Source organism: Paraburkholderia sp. BR14312 (assembly GCF_040948675.1).
Lineage (GTDB): Bacteria > Pseudomonadota > Gammaproteobacteria > Burkholderiales > Burkholderiaceae > Paraburkholderia > Paraburkholderia nodosa_A.
In genome coordinates this window covers 269,659-291,228 of the sequence record NZ_JBFPKI010000011.1, presented here as the reverse complement: position 1 = coordinate 291,228, position 21,570 = coordinate 269,659, and the positions used below count along the sequence as shown (strand labels likewise).

The 21,570-nt window shown below is 61.8% G+C and carries 19 protein-coding genes; 8 read left to right on the top strand and 11 right to left on the bottom strand.

Annotated elements, in window-relative coordinates; translation table 11 throughout:
* Positions 1-49 precede the first annotated feature (49 nt).
* The 4 genes from AB3X98_RS29360 (at position 50) to AB3X98_RS29345 (ending at position 4,030) form a co-directional block, all read left to right on the top strand.
* Entirely contained in the window at positions 50-256 is a 207-nt protein-coding gene (locus AB3X98_RS29360) for a hypothetical protein (protein ID WP_342947124.1), read from the top strand.
* Between the two features lie 87 nt (positions 257-343).
* Positions 344-853 carry a PRC-barrel domain-containing protein gene (locus AB3X98_RS29355; RefSeq protein WP_069266092.1) on the top strand — a complete coding sequence of 170 codons (510 nt, stop codon included), beginning with the start codon at positions 344-346 and terminating at the stop codon, positions 851-853.
* 102 nt (positions 854-955) lie between these two features.
* Positions 956-3,088, top strand: a complete 2,133-nt coding sequence (locus AB3X98_RS29350; RefSeq protein WP_368603471.1) for a phosphocholine-specific phospholipase C — start codon at positions 956-958, stop codon at positions 3,086-3,088.
* A gap of 147 nt (positions 3,089-3,235) precedes the next feature.
* Complete coding sequence (locus AB3X98_RS29345; protein ID WP_069266094.1) at positions 3,236-4,030, top strand: SDR family NAD(P)-dependent oxidoreductase; 795 nt, start codon at positions 3,236-3,238, stop codon at positions 4,028-4,030.
* Between the two features lie 124 nt (positions 4,031-4,154).
* Here the strand turns inward: AB3X98_RS29345 and AB3X98_RS29340 are convergent, their stop codons facing one another.
* The 3 genes from AB3X98_RS29340 to AB3X98_RS29330 form a co-directional block, all read right to left on the bottom strand.
* Positions 4,155-4,319 (bottom strand): DUF1328 family protein, encoded by a 165-nt coding sequence (locus AB3X98_RS29340; protein WP_028210724.1) that lies wholly within the window; start codon positions 4,317-4,319, stop codon positions 4,155-4,157.
* A gap of 249 nt (positions 4,320-4,568) precedes the next feature.
* Positions 4,569-5,414 (bottom strand): alpha/beta hydrolase, encoded by an 846-nt coding sequence (locus AB3X98_RS29335; RefSeq protein WP_368603470.1) that lies wholly within the window; start codon positions 5,412-5,414, stop codon positions 4,569-4,571.
* A gap of 201 nt (positions 5,415-5,615) precedes the next feature.
* Positions 5,616-5,942, bottom strand: a complete 327-nt coding sequence (locus AB3X98_RS29330) for a hypothetical protein (protein WP_141710740.1) — start codon at positions 5,940-5,942, stop codon at positions 5,616-5,618.
* A gap of 144 nt (positions 5,943-6,086) precedes the next feature.
* Between AB3X98_RS29330 and AB3X98_RS29325 the strand changes: the two genes are divergently transcribed.
* Complete coding sequence (locus AB3X98_RS29325) at positions 6,087-6,431, top strand: hypothetical protein (protein ID WP_368603469.1); 345 nt, start codon at positions 6,087-6,089, stop codon at positions 6,429-6,431.
* A gap of 24 nt (positions 6,432-6,455) precedes the next feature.
* On the opposite strand, the gene AB3X98_RS29320 is transcribed toward AB3X98_RS29325, so the two are convergent.
* From AB3X98_RS29320 to AB3X98_RS29305, 4 genes are all read right to left on the bottom strand, one after another.
* Positions 6,456-7,697, bottom strand: a complete 1,242-nt coding sequence (locus AB3X98_RS29320; RefSeq protein ID WP_368603468.1) for a PucR family transcriptional regulator — start codon at positions 7,695-7,697, stop codon at positions 6,456-6,458.
* Between the two features lie 73 nt (positions 7,698-7,770).
* Positions 7,771-9,315 (bottom strand): PAS domain-containing protein, encoded by a 1,545-nt coding sequence (locus AB3X98_RS29315; RefSeq protein WP_368603467.1) that lies wholly within the window; start codon positions 9,313-9,315, stop codon positions 7,771-7,773.
* Positions 9,312-9,764: a response regulator gene (locus AB3X98_RS29310; RefSeq protein ID WP_368603466.1), complete on the bottom strand. Its 453-nt coding sequence runs from the start codon at positions 9,762-9,764 to the stop codon at positions 9,312-9,314. Before AB3X98_RS29310 ends, AB3X98_RS29315 begins: the two co-directional genes overlap by 4 nt.
* Positions 9,765-9,793: 29 nt before the next feature.
* On the bottom strand, positions 9,794-11,275 hold the full coding sequence (locus tag AB3X98_RS29305; RefSeq protein ID WP_368603465.1) for a PAS domain S-box protein: 1,482 nt from the start codon (positions 11,273-11,275) through the stop codon (positions 9,794-9,796).
* A 325-nt stretch (positions 11,276-11,600) separates the two neighbouring features.
* Between AB3X98_RS29305 and AB3X98_RS29300 the strand changes: the two genes are divergently transcribed.
* Entirely contained in the window at positions 11,601-11,990 is a 390-nt protein-coding gene (locus tag AB3X98_RS29300) for a response regulator transcription factor (RefSeq protein ID WP_368603464.1), read from the top strand.
* A gap of 66 nt (positions 11,991-12,056) precedes the next feature.
* Here the strand turns inward: AB3X98_RS29300 and AB3X98_RS29295 are convergent, their stop codons facing one another.
* Positions 12,057-12,674, bottom strand: coding sequence for a response regulator transcription factor (locus AB3X98_RS29295; RefSeq protein WP_368603504.1), 618 nt, complete (start codon positions 12,672-12,674; stop codon positions 12,057-12,059).
* Between the two features lie 918 nt (positions 12,675-13,592).
* On the opposite strand from AB3X98_RS29295, the gene aspT reads away from it, so the two are divergent.
* Positions 13,593-15,284 carry an aspartate-alanine antiporter gene (gene aspT, locus AB3X98_RS29290; protein ID WP_368603463.1) on the top strand — a complete coding sequence of 564 codons (1,692 nt, stop codon included), beginning with the start codon at positions 13,593-13,595 and terminating at the stop codon, positions 15,282-15,284.
* Positions 15,285-15,408: 124 nt separating this feature from the next.
* On the top strand, positions 15,409-16,788 hold the full coding sequence (locus AB3X98_RS29285) for a glutamate decarboxylase (protein ID WP_368603462.1): 1,380 nt from the start codon (positions 15,409-15,411) through the stop codon (positions 16,786-16,788).
* 92 nt (positions 16,789-16,880) lie between these two features.
* Here the strand turns inward: AB3X98_RS29285 and AB3X98_RS29280 are convergent, their stop codons facing one another.
* Genes AB3X98_RS29280 through mdtN form a run of 3 tightly spaced genes read right to left on the bottom strand, consistent with a single transcriptional unit; the run spans position 16,881 to position 21,559 of the window.
* Entirely contained in the window at positions 16,881-18,341 is a 1,461-nt protein-coding gene (locus AB3X98_RS29280; protein ID WP_368610358.1) for an MdtP family multidrug efflux transporter outer membrane subunit, read from the bottom strand.
* Positions 18,342-18,364: 23 nt separating this feature from the next.
* Complete coding sequence (locus tag AB3X98_RS29275) at positions 18,365-20,491, bottom strand: FUSC family protein (RefSeq protein WP_368603460.1); 2,127 nt, start codon at positions 20,489-20,491, stop codon at positions 18,365-18,367.
* A 9-nt stretch (positions 20,492-20,500) separates the two neighbouring features.
* Complete coding sequence (mdtN, locus tag AB3X98_RS29270) at positions 20,501-21,559, bottom strand: multidrug transporter subunit MdtN (protein WP_368603459.1); 1,059 nt, start codon at positions 21,557-21,559, stop codon at positions 20,501-20,503.
* Between the last annotated feature and the right edge of the window lie 11 nt (positions 21,560-21,570).

Below are 21,570 nucleotides of genomic sequence, written 5' to 3'. Positions count from 1 at the left end.
CTAGCCGCATTGCGTCGCGATGCGGTGCGCATATTCAAGGGAGGTCGAAATGAGTGAATACGCAGGCCGCTCGCACGACGAGCGCGTGGCGCAACGCAAGCGCGAGAAGAAGGGCGCCACAGAGCCGCCGGGCGGCGATATGGCCGTGCACGGCACCGAACCCGACGCCACCCACAGCAGCGGCGAGCTCTCCGAGCAAGGCAAGGAAGTGTGGCGCAAAGGCGCGGGCCTGGACGGCGGCGGCAAGAGCAAGTGAATCTTCCTTCAAGCCACCACGATCGCCATGGCGCATGGTTGCGCCATCAACTTCCGCAGTCTTCTGGATAACCGAAAGGAGAACGTCATGACCTACTCGCAAACCCCAATCGGTTCGGCGCCGCGCAGCGGCGACGGTGCTCGTATCGTCGGCCGCGACCAGTCGGACACGCGTGGCCCCGGCCCCGAAGTGATGGCGGCCAGTACGCTGGACGGCGACCGCGTGATGAGTTCGGACGGCGACGAAGTCGGCAAGGTCAAGGAAATCATGCTCGACGTGGAAAGCGGCCGCATTGCCTACATGGTGATGTCGAGCGGCGGTTTCCTGGGCATTGGCGACAAGCTGCTCGCGGTGCCGTGGAATGCCCTCACGCTCGACGCGGCACGCAAATGTTTCGTGATCGCGCTCAATTCCGAGCGCGTGAAGAACGCACCGGGCTTCGACAAGGGCCAGTGGCCCTCGATGGCCGATCGTACCTGGGCCAGCTCCGTGCACCAGTACTTCGGCCGGGAGCCGTACTGGAGCGACGACGCCGCGAGCCTGCCGCTGGACGAGCCGGGTCGCGAACCGCCGGAGGCCGGAGGCGTAAAGCTCTGACGGGCGCGCACGCGCACCCGTAACCGTTCATCGGGCGCCCGCGGCGGCGCCAACGTGTCATGCTGATGGTCGCGAGCACAACGACAACAACGCGAACACACCATGACTTCGATGGACCGCCGTGATTTCCTTCGCGCCGCCGCCGCGGGCGCGACGCTGAGCCTGGCTTCGCCCGCCATCCAGCGGGCGCTGGCCATTCCTGCCAACAATGCAACCGGAACGATTGAAGACGTGCAGCATATCGTCGTCTTCATGCAGGAAAACCGCGCGTTCGACCACTACTTCGGCACGCTGCCCGGGGTGCGCGGCTTCTCGGACCGCATCACGATTCCCCTGCCCGACGGCGCCAATGTATGGCAACAGAGCGACGGCACACGCACGCTGATGCCGTTCTACCTGGACAGCCGCAAGGGCAACGCGTTGCTCGCGGGCGGCGCGCACAATTGGGCCGACGCCCACGAGGCCTCGGACCGCGGCCGCATGACGCATTGGCCCAAGTTCAAGGGCGACGCCTCGATGGGCTATTTCCAGGCCTCCGACCTGCCGTTTCATTTCGCGCTCGCCAACGCCTTCACGATCTGCGATGCCTACTACTGCTCGCTGCATGGCGGCACCAATGCGAACCGGCTCTTTCTGTTCACCGGCACCAACGGCCCTACGGCCTCGCCTTATGCCGTGGTCGACAACAATGGTTGGGACAACATCGGCGCGCCGTCCACGGGCCTGAAATGGACCACCTATCCGGAACGCCTGCAGGCCGCAGGCGTGACGTGGAAAGTGTACGAAAACCAGCCCGATAACTACACCGACAATCCGCTTGTGGGGTTCGCGAACTATCGCAAGGTGCTCGAGGCGATCGATGGCTCGCCCAACCTGCCGTGGACCCAGGCGCTCGACGCACGCGAGCCGCTCTATAAAGGGGTAGGCAATACCATGCCCGACGGCGGCTTCCTGCAGGCGCTCAATGACGACATTGCGACAAACCAGCTGCCTCAGGTGAGCTGGATCATCGCGCCGCAAGCCTATTCCGAACACCCCGCCGTTTCGACGCCGGGCCAGGGCGCGTACTATCTTCAACGGCTGCTCGAAGCGCTGACGCGCAACCCGGACATCTGGAGCAAGACCGTGCTCTTCGTGAACTTCGACGAGAACGATTGCTTCTTCGATCACATGCCGCCGCCTTGCCCACCCTCACCCATCAAGGACGGCGAGTACGCAGGCAAATCCACGGCCACTACGCGCCACGAATACTTCACCATGCCGAACCCTCCCGGCGACGGCAAGCCGGTCAAGCCAGACGGCTTGCCGTTCGGGCCGGGGCCGCGCGTGCCGATGATCGTCGTTTCGCCGTGGAGCACGGGCGGCTATGTGAACTCCGAAGTCTTCGATCACACGTCGGTGCTGCGCTTCATCGAAACGCGCTTCGGCGTGCGCGAACCGAATATCAGCCCGTGGCGGCGCGCGGTATTCGGCGATTTCACCTCGGCGTTCAACTTCAGCACGCCGAATGAAAAGCCCGTGCAGGCGTTTTCCGCACCCACGAAGGCCGACGCCGATGCGCTCAACAAGCAGCAGAACGCGCTCAAGCCCGTGCCGGTGCCGCAGCCTGGCACGCAAGCCATGCCGCAGCAGGCGCGCCGCGCGCGGCCATCGCGCGCACTGCCGTACCGCCTCAACGTGGATGCGAGCGTCGACGGGCGTCATCACAAGGTTCAACTGGCGTTCGGCAACGAAGGCAACGCCGGCGCCGTCTTCCACGTGTACGACACGCTTCATCTCGACAGGTCGCCCCGCCGCTACACCGTCGAAGCCGGCAAGACACTGCGCGACACGTGGACGCCCAGCGCCGCCGACGACGGCGCCTACCACCTGTGGGTGCTTGGCCCGAACGGTTTCCATCGCGCCTTCGAGGGCAATGTGCGCGCGGCCGCGCATGGCCCCAATCCCGAAGTGCGCGTGCGCTACGACGCCGCGAGCAATGCACTCGAGCTGAGCATAGCGAATCGCGCGAGCGCAGCTTCGAACGTGAGCGTGGCGGCCAATGCCTACCGCAGCGACGGGCCCTGGACTTACGCGTTGCGCGCCGGCGAACAGGTGCAGTCGAACTGGGCGCTCGCGGATTCGGGCGGCTGGTACGACTTCACGCTGACCGCGGAGAACGGCGTGCTAAGGCGCTTCGCGGGCCGGGTAGAAACCGGCAGGGACAGCGTGAGCGATCCGGCGATGGGTGCGTGAGGCGCCTGAGAACGCATCCGACGCGCCCACGCAGTACACTGCCCGTTCCCTTCACGATGGCCGCGCGCGACGTTGCGTCCAGGACGTTCGACACGCATTCAACGCGCGTTGGAAAGCGCGGCCAGCCTTCCCCCTCAAGGAGCCCGCATGAAAATCGATCTGACTGGAAAACTCGCGCTCGTCACCGGCTCGGCTGCGGGCATCGGCCTTGCCGCGGCCAAGGGCCTCGCGCTCGCGGGCGCCGACGTGATCGTCAGCAGCCGTCACACCGAAAACGTGCGCGAAGCCGAGGCGGCGCTGCGTACCGCTGCGCCCGGCGCGCGGGTGCAGGGCTTCGTCGGCGATCTTTCCAGTGCCCAGGGATGCGACGCGCTCGTGAAGGCGCATCCGCAGGTGGACATCCTCGTGAACAATCTCGGCGTGTTTCAGCAGCAGGACTTCTTCGAGATTCCCGATGCCGAGTGGCTGCGCTTCTTCGAAACGAACGTGATGTCGGGCGTACGGCTCTCGCGCGCCTATGCGAATGCAATGGTCAAGCGCGGCTGGGGGCGCATCGTGTTCATCTCGTCGGAATCGGGATTGAACATTCCCGCCGACATGATCCACTATGGCATGACGAAAACTGCGCAACTCTCGCTCGCACGCGGCCTCGCCAAGCGCCTTGCGGGCACGGGCGTCACGGTCAATTCGGTGCTGCCGGGCCCCACCCTTTCCGATGGCGTGACGCACATGCTCAAGGACGAAGTGGCCGCTTCGGGCAAGACCGTCGAGGAAGTCGCCGCGCAGTTCGTGCAGACGCATCGCGCCTCTTCCATCATCCGGCGCGCGGCGAGCGTGGAGGAAGTGGCGAACATGATCGTCTACGCATGCTCGAAGGAGGCTTCCGCAACCACGGGCGCGGCCTTGCGTGTGGATGGCGGCGTGGTGGATACGATCGCGTGATGCCTCCGGCTGCAAGCCTGGCTGTTTAATTCGCAATACGAATGACACGAAGGCATCCGTCGAATACAAAAATGCAGCCCGCCTGGGCGGGCTGCGATTCGACTGCCACTAGCGTGGCTCGCTATTAGCCCCTTCTTACGACGCCAAGCACCAACGTGACGAGGAAAATCACGAGGAAGATGAAGAACAGGATCTTGGCGATCGATGCCGCACCCGCCGCAATGCCGCCAAAACCGAACACGGCCGCGATGATCGCAATGATGAAGAAAATGACAGCGTATTGAAGCATGACGTCCTCCTGCATCCGGTGCAACCCGGCTCAAGGGTGGTCGCCGCGCCCCGGCGCCGCGTGCGGTCGCCTGATGCCCGGCATCTGGTTGAGCAGGACGGATCGACGCGCCCGCCCCTGCAGAATCCACTGCAGCAAGCGCGGTGCCCGGCATCGGGCAGGTGTCCGAGGGGAATGATGTGACGGAATCGCCTCGCAAGGGTGCTGGCAAACACGCGCGCACCGGACAAGCGCGCGCTTCGTGATGCGTTACGCCACCTGCGGATGCCAGCCGGCGCGCTGGAACGCCGTGGCGAAGAAGAGCACCTGGTAGCGGATCGAGTTCGACCAATAGGACCACGTGTGGCCGCCTGGACGTTCCGCGTAATCGTGAGGCACGCCTAGTTCGACGAGCTTTTCATGCAGCGTGCGGTTCGACTGTACGAAAAAGTCGCTCACGCCGCAGTCGATCGTGAGCGCGATATGGGCGTGTGCGAAGTCCTGCGCGCTATCCACGATCGCATTGTTGTTCCAGAACGACGCGTGCCGCGCGGGGTCGCCGAATACATGATCGATGCCGGGCTCGTCTTCGCAGTTGCGCGGATCGACAGCGCCGCTAATGCTGCCGGCCGCACCGAACGTTTCCTGCCGGTCCAGCGCAATACGCAGCGCGCCGAATCCGCCCATGCTCAAACCCGTGATCGCCCGCGCCTCGCGCATCGCGATCGTGCGGAAATGCGTGTCGATATACGACACGACCTCGCTGCCCACATACGTTTCATAACGACTGCTCCGATCGAACGGGCTGTCGATATACCAGCTCTCGTGACCGCCGTCCGGCATGACGAGCACGACGTGATAGCGGTCGGCGAGCTTGCCGATGCGGGTGTTCGAGGTCCAGTCGGCATAACTGCCGCCCGAACCGTGCAGCACGTAGATCACCGGAAAGCGCGAGGCGTGGTTGCCACGCGCGTAGTCGTCGGGCAAGACGACGGTCGCGTCGAACGAGCGCTGCATCGCGGCGCTAGGGATCGAAACGACACGCGTCTGGTAAGCCCAGACGGGAGCACTGAGAACCAGCGCCAGAACGAACCAGCACGCGCGGACAATAGCCATGAGAAGTCGCTCTTGTGTTGACTGCCACGAAAGACAACTGCTTTCGTAGACTCTAACAAGGACCACTTACAGCCAAATTTCAGCGTGCCATACGAATGGTTGGCGAACGTGTGAGAGCCCACATGATGGGAGACACCCCCCCGCAGGCCGCATTTTCGAGCGCACCCTCTATCTCACCAAGCCGGCTGCGCAGGCCAACGATCAATCGCCGTTGCGCCGCCTGCGCCGCAGCCGCCCTTCGGGCTCGCCCTCATGCAGCAAACCCTTTTGACGCGCCGTGAGCGGATCGGTCAAACACGGCTCCGCGTCGAGTTCCTGCTCGAAACGCTCCCACATGCCCGCAGGCGTATTCGCCTTACCGACTCGCGTGCCGATCGTGAGCCGGATCTGGTTCGCCCGGCTGATGGTGGAGCGCAACCGGTGGATTTCCCATAGCAACCGCAATACGACGGGCAAGGGATTCCGGTCGTAGATTTCAGCCAGTTCCGCCGCCGTGAGCGGAGGGAAGTGACGATGATCCCGTCCCATTTTCCGCCCCAAAAACACTGTATATTTATACAGCCTATCACATGTCGGAATGATTCTGCCTGGTCAGTTTCATCGGTGTTTTGTGAGAAAACGAATATTTGCCACCTTATGAGGCTTGAAACCCACGGATGGAAGGTCTACCTCGTGGCAGCCGAGACCGGGCGCCTCCACGTGCCAGGCACGCTATATCTGAACGAAAAGTACGGCAACCCTCACACCCAACAAGTCGTCGCCAGGGCGCTCCGGGTATGGGTGCGTCCGGCCGACGCGTTCGGGATCGACCTTGCGGCTCGCGCACTTGAAGGGCACTGTCGAGAAGAAGAGCACCGTGAATGCGTAAACAGGATCATCCTCGAAGTGGCGTTGACCTCTTACATGCGCATTTATCGGTCAGTGGATGCCTGCAAAGGCCACAGTGGCTTCTACCCGCGCATCGGTTCGCAATCCAGATTGATCTTTCGAATCACGATATCCCAGCCCACGACGTGACGATAGTTGCCTGCGAACGAGGACTCACGTCGGCGCCCGACGCAGCTTCAGAGCGATGTCGAGCTTCTCAATCCAGCCGACGTCATCGAGGCTCGCCCCGAGCAGCGCTTCAATGCGTTCCATCCTGTAGTTCAGCGTATTTGGATGAATGCCAAGGGCGGCCGCTGACTGGCCGCGCCGCTGCCCCTGCTCGAAATAGGTCTGCAGCGTCGCCACCAGCTCAGGCTCGTTGGCTAGCTGTTCGAGCAGGGAGACGAGGTAGCGCCGCGCGTTCGATGCGAGACGCGCGCTTTCTTCAATGAGGATACTAGAATACATTGCGACCTGCGACTGCCCCTGGCTTTTGGGTGTGAAGTCCAATGCCCGGATCGCTTCGTCGACCGTGGCCGCCCAACCCGACGCGCCTTCGTTCATCAGGCCAACGCCGATACGATGAAGCTCCGGCACCGCAGCCGCCAGCGCACCGGCCCGTTCTGCCGTGAGTCGATCGATACGGTTGATCGAATCGCCTCGCAGGCAGGGTGCCCACAGAATCAGCCTGCCACGATGCCACGCTCGCACCAGATCGCCTGGCGCGGCAGCAAGATGACGCGCTGACGCCAGTGCGATGCGGTCGAGTTCCCGTTCACGTTCGTACGACGTATGCTCGGGTAGTTCGATGTCGATGGCGAGCGCCACGCGTGGCGCAGTGGAATCGAGACCCAACGCCTCCACTGTTTCCCGAAAGCCGTCGTGATCATCCGGTGTATAAAAGACAATGTTGTAAAGCTGATGACGCAACGCCTCACGCCAGCGCGCTTGTTGATACTGCTCTTCGAGATAGCTTTGCGCGATGCTCTGCGCCATGACGTCAAAAAAGTCGAAAAGATACGGCGAGATGACGAACAGCAATTCGTCGACGAGGCTTCCATCGTCCTCGCCCAGCGCAATGTAAGTGCGCCAGATTTCGCGCGATCCGAGCCGGAAGGCACGCAGCACGGATTGCAGCGGTACGCGCTGGTGAACGCGTCGGCGGCCGAATTCGCGGAAGCGATCCATGTCGTCCGCCGATGGTGGTCGACCCGTCAGAAGCGACTGGAACCACAAACCGGCCGTCAAGTCGATCGACGCTGCAATGTCCTGTCTGACTGATGGCATCAGGTTCTCGTAACCTTCGAGGCTCATCAGCGTCTCATACATGCGCTCATTCACGGCCGTCGGGTTCGCTGCAAGCAAAGCCGTACGTTCACGCAAGCTCGCGCTGATCGTCGGGATGCTGACTATCATGAGTAGACTCTTCCCTGTAGAAGGACCTGCAACTGGCAACAGCACGGATTTCGGCTATTGTGCGATATTCGCCTCAATTTGCCTCAATCGGCAGTGTGAACCGGAACACCGTGCCATTCGGCTCACGAGGCGTGACCCACAGTCGCCCGCCATGGGCTTCGACAATCGATCGGCTAATGGAGAGTCCCATGCCCATTCCGTTGGGTTTGGTGGTGTAGAACGAGCGGAACAATTGTTCTGTACTCCCTGGTGGAAGTCCTAAACCGGTGTCCCACACCTCGACTATCACATCGTTCGAGTCACTCCGCTCAGAGACGATCGTCAGCTCGCGCTGTCTGTCACTCACTGCGCTCATCGCCTCCGCAGCATTCATGACAAGATTGACGATCACCTGCTGCATCTTGACCCGGTCCCCGAGCACAGGCGGCAGGTTTGCGGAAAGGCAAGTCTGCAACCGCACGCTGTTTCTCTGCAACTCGGCGTTGATCAGGGCCAACACTTCGACAATGGCCTCGTTGATATCTACCGGGTCCTCGCGCGGCGGCGCCTGCTTGACGAGAGATCGCACGTGGCCAACAACCTCCACGACCCGGTTGCCTTGCTTGAGAATGTGATTCAGCGACTGCCGTGCCTCCTCCAGCTCCGGAGGCTGGGCGTCCAGCCAGCGCAATCCGGCCGTAGCATGCATGACGACGGCGGACACGGGCTGCTTGACCTCGTGCGCAATCGAGGCCGCCATTTCGCCGAGCATCAAGACGCGGTTCAGGCGCGCCATATCGGCCTGGGTTTGCTGCAACGCGTCCGCCGCCCGCTCGCGTGAATCGCGCTGTGCCGCTTCGGCCAGTTTTCGCTCCGTGACGTCGATGATCCAGCCCACCATCCGATAGGGCTGGCCGGAATTGTTCCAGAGTGCCTGTCCGCGAGACTGAACCCATCGGTATTCTCCCGACATGGTGCGAATACGATATTCGACGTCGTAGGCGTTCTTGTGCTCCAGATGCGCCGTGAGGCAGGCCGTCACCCGCTCGATGTCTTCTGGATGAATTGCCTCCTGATGCACACTCGCTTCATTCGGCAGGTCGTTTTCCTCGTAGCCCATGATTGCGTTGAAATGGGGCGAAAAGTACATCGCGCCCGTCTGCGGATTCCAGTCCCACAAGCCCGCTGTCGCGCCCCTCACTGCGAGCTGAAAGCGTTCCTCGCTCGCCCTTAGCTCGACCGCGACGCGGTGGCGTTCGATTGCGTAACGGATCGCGCGGCTCAGTTCCGAAGCGCGGATATCCTTCTTGAGGAGATAGTCCTGTGCACCGTGCTGGATGGACAGCAGACCGACCGAATTATCGTCCAGTCCGGTAAGGACCAGCACCGGCATGCCGGGCACCATCTGATGGAATTTCCTGAAGGTGTCGAGCCCCCCTTTTGCGTCCGGCAGCCCCAAGTCGAGGATTACCACGTCGAAATGCGTGGTCCGCGCGCACGCGACGCCCTCCGCCATGGATTCGGTGCGCACCACGTGGTACTTGAACTCCACCACGTCCTCGAGCACCCTGTCGATCAACAGTGCGTCAGTCGCGCTGTCCTCGATCAGGAGGATATGTATTTCATGATCGATGTTCACGATTTAACGGGGGGTAGCGTCACGACGCGAAGCCAGAAGTCGTTGATGCTGCGCACGACTTGAACGAACTTCTCGAAGTCCACGGGCTTGGTGATGTAGCAGTTGGCGTGCAGGCCATACGACTTCGCCACGTCCTCCTCGGCTTTGGACGTGGTTAGCACGACGACCGGAATGTTCATCAACTCCGGATCGGTTTTCAGCTCTTGAAGCACTTCCTGGCCGCTCTTTCGTGGCAGGTTGAGATCCAGGATGATCAGGCCGGGACGGGGTGCGTTTGCATGTTTTCCTTCACGCTTGAGGAACTCGATGGCCTCCACGCCGTCCTCCGCAATGTGCAGTGGATTGAGCACCTTGTAGTATTCCAGCGCCTCGCGCGTCATCATCACGTCTGTGGGGCTATCCTCCACCATCAGGATATGAAACATCTGCTCGCTATTTTCGGAAAACATCGTAAGTCTCCTCTTTTTCGTGTTCGGCTTCAGATTGTGTTCTTGACGCCCAGCGTGAAAAGGAACGTCGCGCCCTCCTCCGGAGCAGACTCGACCCAGATCTGGCCGCCGTGCTGTTCGACGATCCGCTTGCAAAGCGCCAGGCCAATCCCGGTGCCGGGATACTCTGCGCGCGTGTGCAAGCGTTGAAAGACCAGGAAAATCCGTTCGAAGTATTGCGGATCGATACCGATCCCGTTGTCCTTGACCCAGAATAGCCACCCCTCGCCCTGGCGCTTCGCACCCACGTCGATCCGTACAGGGCGTGACTTGTCGCGGAACTTGACGGCGTTGCCGATGAGATTCTGGAACAGAAGCGTAAGGTGCGTCGGAATCGCCACCAGGGTAGGCAACGTTTCCTTCCTCACCTCGGCGCCGCTTTCCTCCATCGTGACGCTCAGGCTCTTGAGCGCCTGATCGAGGATCTGCGCGCAGTCAGTCAACTGGCGCGCGTCGTCGGAGCGGCCGACCCGCGAATAGGCGAGCAGATCGTTAATGAGCGCCTGCATCCGCGTCGCGCCATCGACCGCGTGTGTAATGAATTCATCGGCACGGTTATCCAGTTGCCCCTTGTATCGCATCTGCAGCATCTGCAAGGGGCCGGCGACTGCTCGCAGGGGTTCCTGCAGGTCGTGCGAAGCCAGATAGGCAAATTGTTCAAGGTCCTTGTTCGAGCGGGCCAATTCGTCGGTTTTTCTAAGCAACTCCTCTTCCGCGTGCTTGCGCGCCGTGATGTCGACCACGGCTGCGAGGACGAATTTCCCTTCGTCGGTCGACAGCGGATTCAGGCCGATCTCGACGGGAAATTCCGAGCCGTCCTTGCGCAGCCCGTAGAGGTCACGGCCGGCTCCCATGGGTCGGCTCGTCAGATTGCTGTAGAACGACGCGCGATACTCCGGGTGGTGCGCACGGAAACGCTCCGGCACGAGTGCTTCGATGCTTTGCCCGATCAGTTCGTTGCGCGGATAGCCGAAGAGCTTCTCCGTTTGTGCGTTCACGAGAACGATCCGGCCATCGTGGTCCACCATCACCATTGCGTTAGGCGCCGCTTCCACCACCTGCCGGAAACGTTCCTCCTGCCTCCTGCGCTCAGTGATGTCGACGACGGCCGCGAGGACGAACGTGCCTTCGTCGGTTGAGACAGGATTGAGTCCTATTTCAACGGGAAATTCGGAGCCGTCTTTACGCATTGCGTAGAGGTCGCGGCCAGTCCCCATCGGGCGGCTCCTCATGTCGGTGTAGTATGCGCTCCGGAAATCCGGATGACCAGATCGGAAACGCTCGGGCACAAGCGCTTCGATACCTCTCGTCATCAATTCTTCACGCGCATAGCCGAACAGCTTCTCCGCCTGCGCATTCACGAGAACGATCTTGCCGGCACGGTCCACCATCACCATGGCGTTGGGAGCCGCCTCCACGACTTGCCGAAAGAGCTCGTTAGTCAGGCCGCTCAGTTCTTTGCGTTCCTCCATCTGACCTCCTGGCAAGAATTCTCGTTTTCAAGGTTGGAGCGTAAGGCCGGCGGTGCACTGCCCTGGACCGCTACACCAGATCGCCAGGCCGACTTCGCGAGTCGAGGCCTTGCGGGTTCCATGTAGTTCTCGTTTCGCGACAGAGCAAGCGGCAAGGCTCGGAGCACGAATACCCTCATAAGAGAAGTATTCGGCAAATGCCTGGCACTCCATCACGTGCGCTACATACATCCGTATTATTTCTGTTCCGGCATGCACGTACTATTCTTCGCAATGCACTGCCGATATCACACCTTCCTTCTTCTCGACGATCGGGGTCCTTCTCGTGGATACGTCTGAGGTAGTTACGATCGTTGACGACGATGAGGCAGTCCGTATCGCGACTGCGAACCTTGTTCGTTCGTTGGGCTGGAACGTACGCACCTTCGCATCTGCCGAGGAGTTCCTCGAATCCGCACACGTGGAAGACACCTCCTGCCTGATTTCCGACGTACGAATGCCTGGCATGTCCGGTGTCGCGCTCCACGCCCGGCTTCGTCGCCAGGGAAATGCACCACCCACCATTTTCATCACCGCGTTTCCAACTCCCGATCTGCACGCCGAAGTTATTGAAAACGGTGCACTGGTCTTGCTCGAGAAACCCGTTGCCGCCGACGACGTGGTGCGCTGGCTCAGCCTCGCGTTGCAGGAGCCGCCGCCGCAAGGCAATCTGTAATCGCCCGCTGGCGCACCCGGCCCCGCACGATGGCGCCGGGACGACGTCCCCAACACGACGACGCTCTCAGGAAGGTCCGTTCACTTGCGGCTTGAGGCCAAGTGCTTGCGCCTTTCTGACAAGATCCGGAACCGAGTGCGCAGCCAGTTTTCTCATTGCGTGTCCTCGATGAATTTTGACGGTGACTTCGCTGAGTTTCATCTGCGCCGCAATCTGCTTGTTCATCAGGCCCGAGATGACATAACGGACGACCTCCTGTTCGCGAGTGGTCAACGAAGCATAGGCAGCGCGCAGCGCGACAAGCGCCTGTTCGGCCTGGACACGTTCGCCGTCGCGCGCCAGTGCGTCGGTAACGGCGTCGAGAATCTCCTGGTCCCGAAACGGCTTGGCGAGAAAATCGAAGGCACCGGCTTTCATGGCTCTGACCGACATCGCAACGTCGGCGTATCCGGTCATGAAAACAACCGGCATCCGGATTTCGCTTTTTGCAAGCTCCTTCTGAAATGCAAGCCCCGTTTCGCCTTGCAGCCTCACATCGAGAATCAGGCAGCTCGGCACAGCCTTTTTCGGGAACGCCAGAAACTCGCGGCTGGCTGAGAAAGTCTCCACATGCAATCCGGCAGAGCGCAGAAGTGCGTCAAGTGCGATTCGCACCGCTTCATCATCGTCGATCACGTACACCATCGACGGCAGACCATCGGACGCGCCCTTCGTCGAAGTCAAGCCAGATCCTGAACTCAACGGCTTCTCCTAATTTCAGGTCTTTCGTTCGGCCCTCACGGCCGATTGTTGCCGCCCTATTCTGATTGCGGCCCAATGGGGCATCGGGGTTTTAGAAGCCTTTTGAAAGCTTGTGCGGGCGAGTCGAACGACGCCCGACAAATAGCGACGAGTGAAAAATACCGCAGCGGCTGCGTATCGACAAACGTGCAAGTGGTTGCTGGATTAAGGCGTTGGTCCAGGAAAAGTATATCTTCGTATAGCCAACGTGAGTGGCGCGTATTTACCTCCCTCGGCGAACGACTTCGCGCTTCCTGACGACCTGCTTCGCCCCGCTCCCGCTGGCACTCTGGCCGCGCCAAGGTCAGATGACCCAAACATACCCCTGTATGAACCGCTCACGCGAATGAAGAACCACGCCACCCGTTCGTACGATGGTTTTTCTCGCCTTGCATGCGTATCTTTGGTGTCATCGACGGAAGGAAATTGAGCTTCCCCCACCGCGCATTCGATGGCCATATGCTATCCCTCGAACATCAGGAGTCCAATATATTCAGTACGCTACACACATGGATTTTGTGGGCAGCAACGCGTATGCACACAACGCACGTTCGCGATTCCCCACGAAAGCGCTCGACGACCCCGCCCCCACCCGGTGTGCAAATGTCGCCGCGAGGCGCCCACGATCCGCACGTGGCATCTGACGCCGGGCAGCGGCTTGCATGACGCCCCGTGACAAGTGACGCAGAAGTCGGCGGAGAACGTGAACACCGCCGCCACAATCGAAGTGAGCGCACAAATGTTCTCGATATTTTACTTAGGAATGCAACGTTGTTCTCTTTTTATTGACTTCTTGAAGCACATGCTACGGAGGATCACCAAATGAACTGGCTGGTATTAACGCTGCGCAGCCATCCTGAGATAGCGATCTTTATGTCGCTAGGGATCGGTTATTGGGTGGGGGGAAAGAGTTATCGGGGCTTCAGTCTCGGTGCCGTCACCTCGACGTTGCTTGCGGCCATCGCTATCGGACAGCTGGGCATTCCGATCTCCGCCAATGTCAAGTCGATATTCTTTTTGATGTTCCTCTTTGCCGTAGGATACGGAGTCGGGCCGCAGTTCGTCAGAGGCATTGCTAAGGACGGTATTCCTCAGGCGCTTTTCTCGGTTGTCCAGTGCGTTCTGTGTCTTGCCGCCCCCATTGCCGCCGCCAAAATCGCCGGATACGGCGTCGGTTCCGCCGCCGGCCTTCTCGCTGGCTCACAGACCATTTCCGCGTCGATGGGGTTGGCGACGGACGCCATCGGCCGACTCGGACTGCCCGCCCCGCAAACGAAGGCGTTGCTCGATGCCATGCCGACCGCCTATGCCGTCAGCTATATATTCGGCACGGTCGGCTCCGCCATCATCCTCGCCCAACTCGGCCCGAAGCTCCTGCGAATCGATCTCGTCAAGGCGTGCAAGGAATACGAAGCCAGCCTCGGCGGCACGCAGCAGATCGTCAGCGCGGGTAGCGCGTGGCACCAATACGAACTGCGCGCGTTTCGCATTGCGAGCGAGAGCCCTTTCGTCGGTCTGACCGTCCGCCAGGTCGAAGCCCTGGAGACCGAGGGCATGCGTCTGTTTATCGAACGTATCCGACGCGGCACCGCAATCGAGGAAGCAAGGCTCGACTATGTCCTTGCAACGGGTGACGTCGTGGCTGTCGCCGGGCGCCGCGACCAGCTCGTGTCCGCGCTGGGCGCTAACGGGGCGGAGATCGACGACGCCGAACTCCTCGCGGTTCCTGCCGAGGGAGTCGATGTCTATGTCTCCACAAAGGATGTCGACGGCCAGACACTTCAGCAGTTGTCCACGCTTCCCGCGGCGCGAGGCGTCTTCATCCGCAAGATCAAGCGCGGCCCGACCGAGACGCCGATTCCCGTGCTTCCCAGCACGCAGCTTCACCGCGGCGACACGATCACGCTCGTTGGCCGGACCCAGGACACGACTGCAGCAGCCAAAGCACTGGGCACGCTCGACCGGGCGACCAATGCCGCGGACGTTGCCTTCGTCGGGCTGGCGATCACGATCGGTGCACTCGTTGGCGCGATCACCATCAATATCGGGGCCGTTCCGTTGACACTCTCAACGGCGGGCGGTGCCTTGATCGCCGGCATCGTGTTCGGTTGGTTGCGCGCCATCCACCCGACATTCGGACGTGTCCCCGAGCCCACGATCTGGTTCATGAACTCCGTAGGACTGAATGTGTTCATCGCCGTGGTGGGGATCACGGCGGGACCCGGTTTCGTGCTCGGCCTGAAGCAACTCGGCGTCAGCCTCTTTCTGTGGGGCATCTTAGCGACCGCGGTTCCGCTGATTCTAGGCATGTTCATCGCGAAGTACGTGTTCAGGTTCCATCCCGCAATCGTGCTGGGTTGTTGCGCCGGCGCCCGCACCACAACGGCAGCCTTGGGGATGATTTGCGACGCCGCGAGAAGCCAGGTCCCAGGGCTCGGCTACACCGTCACATACGCGGTCGGCAATACGCTGCTGACGATCTGGGGCATGGTCGTCGTCATGATACTCAAGTAGCCCCCACCGCCCCGTACGCATTCAATGAAGCGCACCCGGCGTGCCCTGTCACGCCGTCCCAGCAGTTGCCTTACCCGGCAAGGCACATCTTGCCGATGGCATGTTCAACCCCAGGAGATAGTCAATGGCTACGCCAATTGCAGCAGTGTCGTCGTACGAAGAGTTCAATATCAACGTTCCGGAAAACGAGTTTCCCCGACACGGCATCGCTGCGCGGGCAGCAGAGGCACTCGTCCTCAGTCAGGAATGGACCGACACGAACCCGATGCTGAACATGTCATCGTTCGTCACGACCTTTGCTGAGCCCGAAGCGGTCGAGATCGCCAAGCGAAACATGTTCAAGAACTATATCGACCACGACATGTATCCGCAGCTTTTCGCCATGGAAACGCGCATGGTGCGATGGCTGCACCAACTCTGGAACGGGCCGGAGGGCGTCGAACCGTATGGCGCCGCGACGGTCGGCTCATCGGAAGCGTGCATGCTCGCCGGTCTCGCCCACAAATGGAACTGGCGCCAGAAGCGGGAGCGGGACGGCAAGGACGCCACACGCCCCAATATGGTGACGGGCGGCAACGTCCAGATCGTCTGGAAGAAGTTTCTGCGCTATTTCGACGTGGAACCGCGGATCGTTCCGCTCAAGACCGGTAACTATCGGCTAACGGCGGACGAACTGGAGAAGTACGTAGACGAAAATACGATCGCTGTCGTTGCCATCGCCGGGCAGACCTTCACCGGCGAGGACGACGACATTGAGGGGATCCACGACTGGCTCGACGCTTATGAAGCGAGGACCGGCATTTCGATTCCGATGCATATCGACGGCGCGTCGGGAGGTTTCGTCAATCCGTTTCTCTATCCTGACTACCGCTGGGACTTCCGGCTGCCGCGCGTCCAATCCATCAACGCATCGGGGCACAAGTACGGGCTCACGCCGCCGGGACTGGGCTGGGTGATCTTCCGCGAACGCAGTGTGTTCAATGAGGACCTCGTGTTCTACGTGAATTACCTGGGCGGCGAAATGCCGACGGCCACGCTGAACTTCAGCCGCAACGCTTTCCAGATCGCCGTTCAGTACTATCAGTTCTTGCGCCTGGGTTTCGACGGGTATCAGCGGATCATGCGCCAGACGTTGGACAACGCCATCGCCTTGCGTCAGACACTCGTCGACAGCGGCTATTTCACCATCATGAACGAGCAGCAGCGCATTCCGGTGGTGGCCGTCACGCTCGACAAGGGCGTTACGAAGTTCAACGAATTCGATGTGTCCAATAAGGTCCGTGAAAAGGGTTGGGTGCTTTCCGCGTATTCGATGCCGGCCAACGCCGAGGAGGTCAAGAGCCTGCGCGTGGTGGTCCGCCCGCACATCAATCACAATGTGGCGCAGATGCTCGCGCGTGACATCGTCAATGCGTGCAAGTACCTCGAGACTCACGGCGGCAGCGCGACCGCACCGAAGCTGCACCAACACCCGCCGGAGAACAGGTCGCCGGCCAAGTGCTGAAGGGTCGCGCCGGAAGTCTGCCTTTCACTGATTGCCTACCTTTTGCGCCCCGGGCTCAGTTTCCTCGGGGCGCATCGTGCGGACATCAATCTTCAGCGAGGCTTCGGTTCGACGGGCGCATCGGCTCGATAGCCGCCGCCCAGCGCCTTCGTCAACGCGACCTCCTGACTGAGCGTCTGCCCGTTCAGCGCGAGCAGTGCCACCTGCTCGGCAATCACCGGCTGGCGCGCTTCGAGCGCCGCGAGCTGGCTGGTCAGTCCGCGCTGCCAGGACGCTTCGACACTGTCTCTCGTGAACGTCACCGATTCGATGCGCTGTTTTTGCAATTCGGTTTCGGCGTCGAGCGCCTGCAAACGGCTACCCGTCTGCGCGACATCGCGAACCGCATTGAGCACGGCCTGGTTGTACTGCTCGATCAACAGGTTGCTCCCCTGGCGCGCGCCGCTCAAGTTCGCATTGAGCATGCCGCCATCGAAGATCGGCAGGTACAGGCCCGGAATCAGGTTGATCTGCCGGCTTGCGTGCGTGAACAGATCGGCGAGATGCAAGGCGTTGTAGCCGAAAAACGCCTTGATGTCGAAACTCGGATAGAAGGCAGCCTTCGCCGAGTCGATCCGGTCGAAGGACGACTGCACATACCAGCGCATGGCCTGCAAGTCGGGGCGCCGGGCGAGAAGCTCATAGGAGAGCGTCGCCGGCAAGATAGCCTGCGAGGCCGGAAGCGCAACGGACCTGATCTCCGGCAAGCCTTCGGGCCCCGCGCCCGCCAGCGCCCGCAACGATTCCCGAAACTGTCTGATCTGCGCCTGCGTGGATACGATCTGCCGTTCGATGGCCAACTGCTGCGCGCGGGCCTCCTCGAACTGCGTACGGGGCTCGAGGCCGCGCGCCGCGCGCGCCTCGTGGGCCTGCACCGCAAACTGCGCGATCTCGTGCGATTCGTTCAATAGATCGATAAGCTGGTAATTCGTCTGAATGCCGAAATAGAGCTGCGCGACATCGGCCGATATTTCGAGTTCGACCGCCGATGTCTCCGCAAGCCTCGCGTTCGTCACGCCAATCGAAGCCGCGATCTGCGCGCGCTGCTTGCCCCAAATGTCGACGTTCAGGCTCGCGCCCAGTCCGACGACGCCCTCGGTGTACCACGGGCCCGTGAGACCCAACGCCGGCTCGTTCTGCGCGAACGGCCCCAGGAAACCGTTTGCCGAGACATGCTCGCGATCGAGCAAGGCGATCGCACTGACTTGCAGGCTCGATCCTGTCCTGACGAGGTCGACGTCAGACTTTGCCTGCGCCACGCGGGTGCGCGCGATCACCATCGTCGGTGCATTGGCGAGCGCCTGGTCGATTAACGCGTCGAGCTGCGCGTCGTTGTAGCGCGTCCACCAGAGGGCGGCGGGCCAGCCGTCGCGCGCGAGATGGATATCGTTCGCGAGATTGATCTGCCTGGGCGCGATCTCGGCATACGGCGGGCTGTCATGGCGAATTAGCGCGCAGCCTGGCAGCACGGACGCCATCCACACGATGCACAGGCAGCGTCGGTGCCACGACACGCCTCGCCGATTCACCCGCGCAATCATGATCGCAGGGCCTGTGACGATGGCGCCGCGGCGGCCTCCGGGAGGCCGGCGTCAGCAGCCCATTCCGGCAATCCCGCGACCTGCCGCGACAGGTCGTCCGCGGCCTCGATGAGCGGTCCGCCGGTCGCGAGCGCCGGTTCGCCGGCTTGCGCAACGATCTCGATGCGTCGCGGTGCGCGGGCTGCCGGTGGATTCGCCGCGAGTTCCTCCGCATATCGCGCAAGCTCGGCTGATGCCTGGTCCTGGGCCAGGCGCACGGCTTCTGCCATTCCCGGGTCGGACAATTCGACCTGCGCCACCAGCGTACGCAACGCGTCACCCGCCAGCATGATCTCGCGCCCCTGTGCGAGAACAGTTTGCGCGCGCAGCGTCAGTTGCGGCTGGTCCGTCTCCCGCCAGTCGGGCTCGAGTGCGACACGGGAGAGCGTCGCCTCGCAATCGGCCAGCACGGCCCACGCCTGCATTTGGCGCTGCGCATAGGGTAATTCGTCGTGCCCGGTCACGCCGGTTTGCGGTGAGCGCAATTGAGCCGCGATCGCCCGCAGCATGGTGGCGAGCTTCTGCCGCAGCACATCGCCCTCGCCTTCCCGCCAGAACGACATCTGCACGAAGGTCGCGACGCCAACGCCGAGCAGGATGCCCACCATCCGGTCGCGGATTTCCGTGAGATTGATGACTGGGCCGAATCGCGCGAGCAACGCCAGCGAAAAGGTGAACACCAACTGGATTCCGGCGTAGCCGATTCGCTCCGAGCCCGCCGCAATCCACGCCCCGAACGCGATGACGGGCAGCGTCATCAGCAGCAGACCCGTTATTTCGTCGAGGCGCGGTACGACGAACACGACCATGAACAACGCGAGCGCACTGCCGATCACGGCCCCGGCGAGCCGCAGCAACGCACGCTGCGCCGATGCGCCGAGGCTTGGCAGCGCGACGATCAGGCAGGTCAGCATGATCGTGTGGGCGCCCTGCCAGTCTGCGGCGTTGTAGAACACGTAACAGATCAACACCGCGAGCAGCGTCTTCAGTGAGAAACGTGCATAGGCCCGGTTAGTCCAGGCGTCGGGCGCGACCATCGGTTCACTCGGAGCGGAAGCGCCTGGCGTCGCGCCGCTCGCGAGGAGGTCGGCGTAGGCATACAGCGCCCGTTGCAATTCCGCGGCTACGGGAATCGTGTCGGCGGCGTTGCGCTCAACAGCGGTGACGGTGCTCACGTAGCGATACGGCTCGCCCAGCGCCACCGATTCGTCGAGCGCGCGGACGTTCGCATGCAGTTCGTGCAGCATCTTCAGTTGGGCCGCCGACGCGCCTCGCCACTCGGGCGGCAGCTCGCTCGCCGCGCGATAAAGACGCGATACCGTCGCGATACATGCAAGCTGCGTCGCCTGATGCTCGCGATAGTGGGCGTCGCGCATCGTCGCGAACCGCAGCAGCTTTTGCAGCGTCAGCGCGCCTTGCTGGACGTCCGCCGGCGTGAGCGACGTTAGCGGCGCATTGCTCGCGCCGCCCTCGATCAGTTCCACGAGCCGGGCATCGAGCGCCTCGAGTTGCCGATGGATCTCCGCCTTGAGTTGCAACTGCGGTTCCGCGGGCAACAGCAGCGTATTGACCAGTAACGTCAGCGCGATCGGATAGTTGACGGCCACCCACACCCACAATACTGCGCGGATCAGCAGGTCGGCCTGGTCGGTCCGGTCGACGAAGCTCTGCACGTAGATGACGACAATGGCGACAATGAAGAACACCACGCCGATTTTCAGCACGCGAATCAGGTACGCGCTGCAAAAGAACACCAGACTCGCAATGACGATGCGCACTAAAGGATAGTCGTACGTGAACTTCAGCAGCAAGATCGACAGGCCGATGCCGAGCGTCGATCCGAGAATGAACATGATGCCGACGAGCCGCGTGAACACCACGTTCGACTGCGTGACGTAAAACACCACCAGCAACGACAACGCAAGTTCGGGCACTTCGAGTGCCATCGACACGACGATCACAATTGCGCTCGTCAGCATGCAGCGCAGCGTCACGTTCATCCGCCCGGGGAACGTCGCTAGCTCCTGCTTCAGGAATGCGCCGGCATCGCGCAGCGTGGCGGGCAGGTAGTCGGCAGCGGCCATCCGTACTCCTTAGTGGCCTTCGCCGTGATTACCGCGCCCAGGCCGCAACACGGCCACGGCTGACGTGCCGACGCGAAACAGCTCCGGGTTCGGATTGCCCACGAGGATCTTCACTGGGAAGCGTTGCGACACGTGCACCCAGTTCAGCGTGCGCTCGATGTGCGGCAGACCGCCAGGCAGGGCAAGGCCGGCCTCATCCGAAGCGATGCCGTAGCCGATCGAGTCGACTACGCCGTGAAAGCGCTGCCCGGTGTCGCTCATCAGGTAGACGGTGGCGGGCGTGCCTGCGCGCACACCCTTGAGTTCGGTCTCGCGAAAGTTCGCGACTACATACCAGTGGCGCGTGTCGATCAACGTAAAGACCGGTTTGAGTGTGGAAGCGAACTGCCCCGTCGATGTCTTCAGCGAGACAACCCGTCCGTCGAATGGTGCGCGCACCGTTGCGTATTCGAGGTGCAGTTCGGCAATTGCGATCTCGGCCATGATGACGGCACGCTGCGCGACCAGCGCGTCCACCCCGCTCACCGCCGCTGTCGCCTGCTGGGCCTGTAGCTGCGCGGCGCTGAGTTCGGCCTCGGTTGCGCGCTGCGCCGTGCGTGCGCGGTCGACATCTTCTGCCGACACATAGCCGTGCGAGAGCAGCGGCTCCATCCTGTGCAAGGTGTCGGACGCCTGATTCGCCGCGGCACGGGAGCGTTCGACAGCCGCACGCACCGACTGTGCGTTGTACTGCTGCGCGTTGACCGTGCGTTGAGTCAGCTCGATCTGACGATCGAGCGCGACGAGCGATGCCTTGCCTCTCGCCAGCGCATCCTCGTACGGGCGTGGATCGATGCGGAACAGCAGATCGCCCTGCTCTACCGCCTGATTGTCGCGCACCGCCAGTTCGACGATGCGGCCGTTGACCTCGGGCACGACGTCGATCGTATCCGCATAGACATAGGCATCGTCGGTGCGAGGCGAGCGGTCCAGCAGCCGGATCACGAAAAAGAGCAGCAACAGCGCCGCCACGACCAGGAGAACCGCCGGCCATGCCTTCTTCCTGGTCTTGCTCGCACCTGTCGCCATTAGCTCACCTG

Excerpts from the sequence above, each read along its gene's own strand:
- AB3X98_RS29285 (WP_368603462.1), top strand. The coding sequence starts at position 15,409 with ATGGCTACGCCAATTGCAGCAGTGTCGTCGTACGAAGAGTTCAATATC.
- aspT (WP_368603463.1), top strand. The coding sequence starts at position 13,593 with ATGAACTGGCTGGTATTAACGCTGCGCAGCCATCCTGAGATAGCGATC.
- AB3X98_RS29305 (WP_368603465.1), bottom strand. The coding sequence starts at position 11,275 with ATGGAGGAACGCAAAGAACTGAGCGGCCTGACTAACGAGCTCTTTCGG.
- mdtN (WP_368603459.1), bottom strand. The coding sequence starts at position 21,559 with ATGGCGACAGGTGCGAGCAAGACCAGGAAGAAGGCATGGCCGGCGGTT.
- AB3X98_RS29275 (WP_368603460.1), bottom strand. The coding sequence starts at position 20,491 with ATGGCCGCTGCCGACTACCTGCCCGCCACGCTGCGCGATGCCGGCGCA.
- AB3X98_RS29355 (WP_069266092.1), top strand. The coding sequence starts at position 344 with ATGACCTACTCGCAAACCCCAATCGGTTCGGCGCCGCGCAGCGGCGAC.
- AB3X98_RS29345 (WP_069266094.1), top strand. The coding sequence starts at position 3,236 with ATGAAAATCGATCTGACTGGAAAACTCGCGCTCGTCACCGGCTCGGCT.
- AB3X98_RS29335 (WP_368603470.1), bottom strand. The coding sequence starts at position 5,414 with ATGGCTATTGTCCGCGCGTGCTGGTTCGTTCTGGCGCTGGTTCTCAGT.
- AB3X98_RS29295 (WP_368603504.1), bottom strand. The coding sequence starts at position 12,674 with ATGGTGTACGTGATCGACGATGATGAAGCGGTGCGAATCGCACTTGAC.
- AB3X98_RS29360 (WP_342947124.1), top strand. The coding sequence starts at position 50 with ATGAGTGAATACGCAGGCCGCTCGCACGACGAGCGCGTGGCGCAACGC.
- AB3X98_RS29350 (WP_368603471.1), top strand. The coding sequence starts at position 956 with ATGACTTCGATGGACCGCCGTGATTTCCTTCGCGCCGCCGCCGCGGGC.
- AB3X98_RS29330 (WP_141710740.1), bottom strand. The coding sequence starts at position 5,942 with ATGGGACGGGATCATCGTCACTTCCCTCCGCTCACGGCGGCGGAACTG.
- AB3X98_RS29310 (WP_368603466.1), bottom strand. The coding sequence starts at position 9,764 with ATGTTTTCCGAAAATAGCGAGCAGATGTTTCATATCCTGATGGTGGAG.
- AB3X98_RS29340 (WP_028210724.1), bottom strand. The coding sequence starts at position 4,319 with ATGCTTCAATACGCTGTCATTTTCTTCATCATTGCGATCATCGCGGCC.
- AB3X98_RS29320 (WP_368603468.1), bottom strand. The coding sequence starts at position 7,697 with ATGATAGTCAGCATCCCGACGATCAGCGCGAGCTTGCGTGAACGTACG.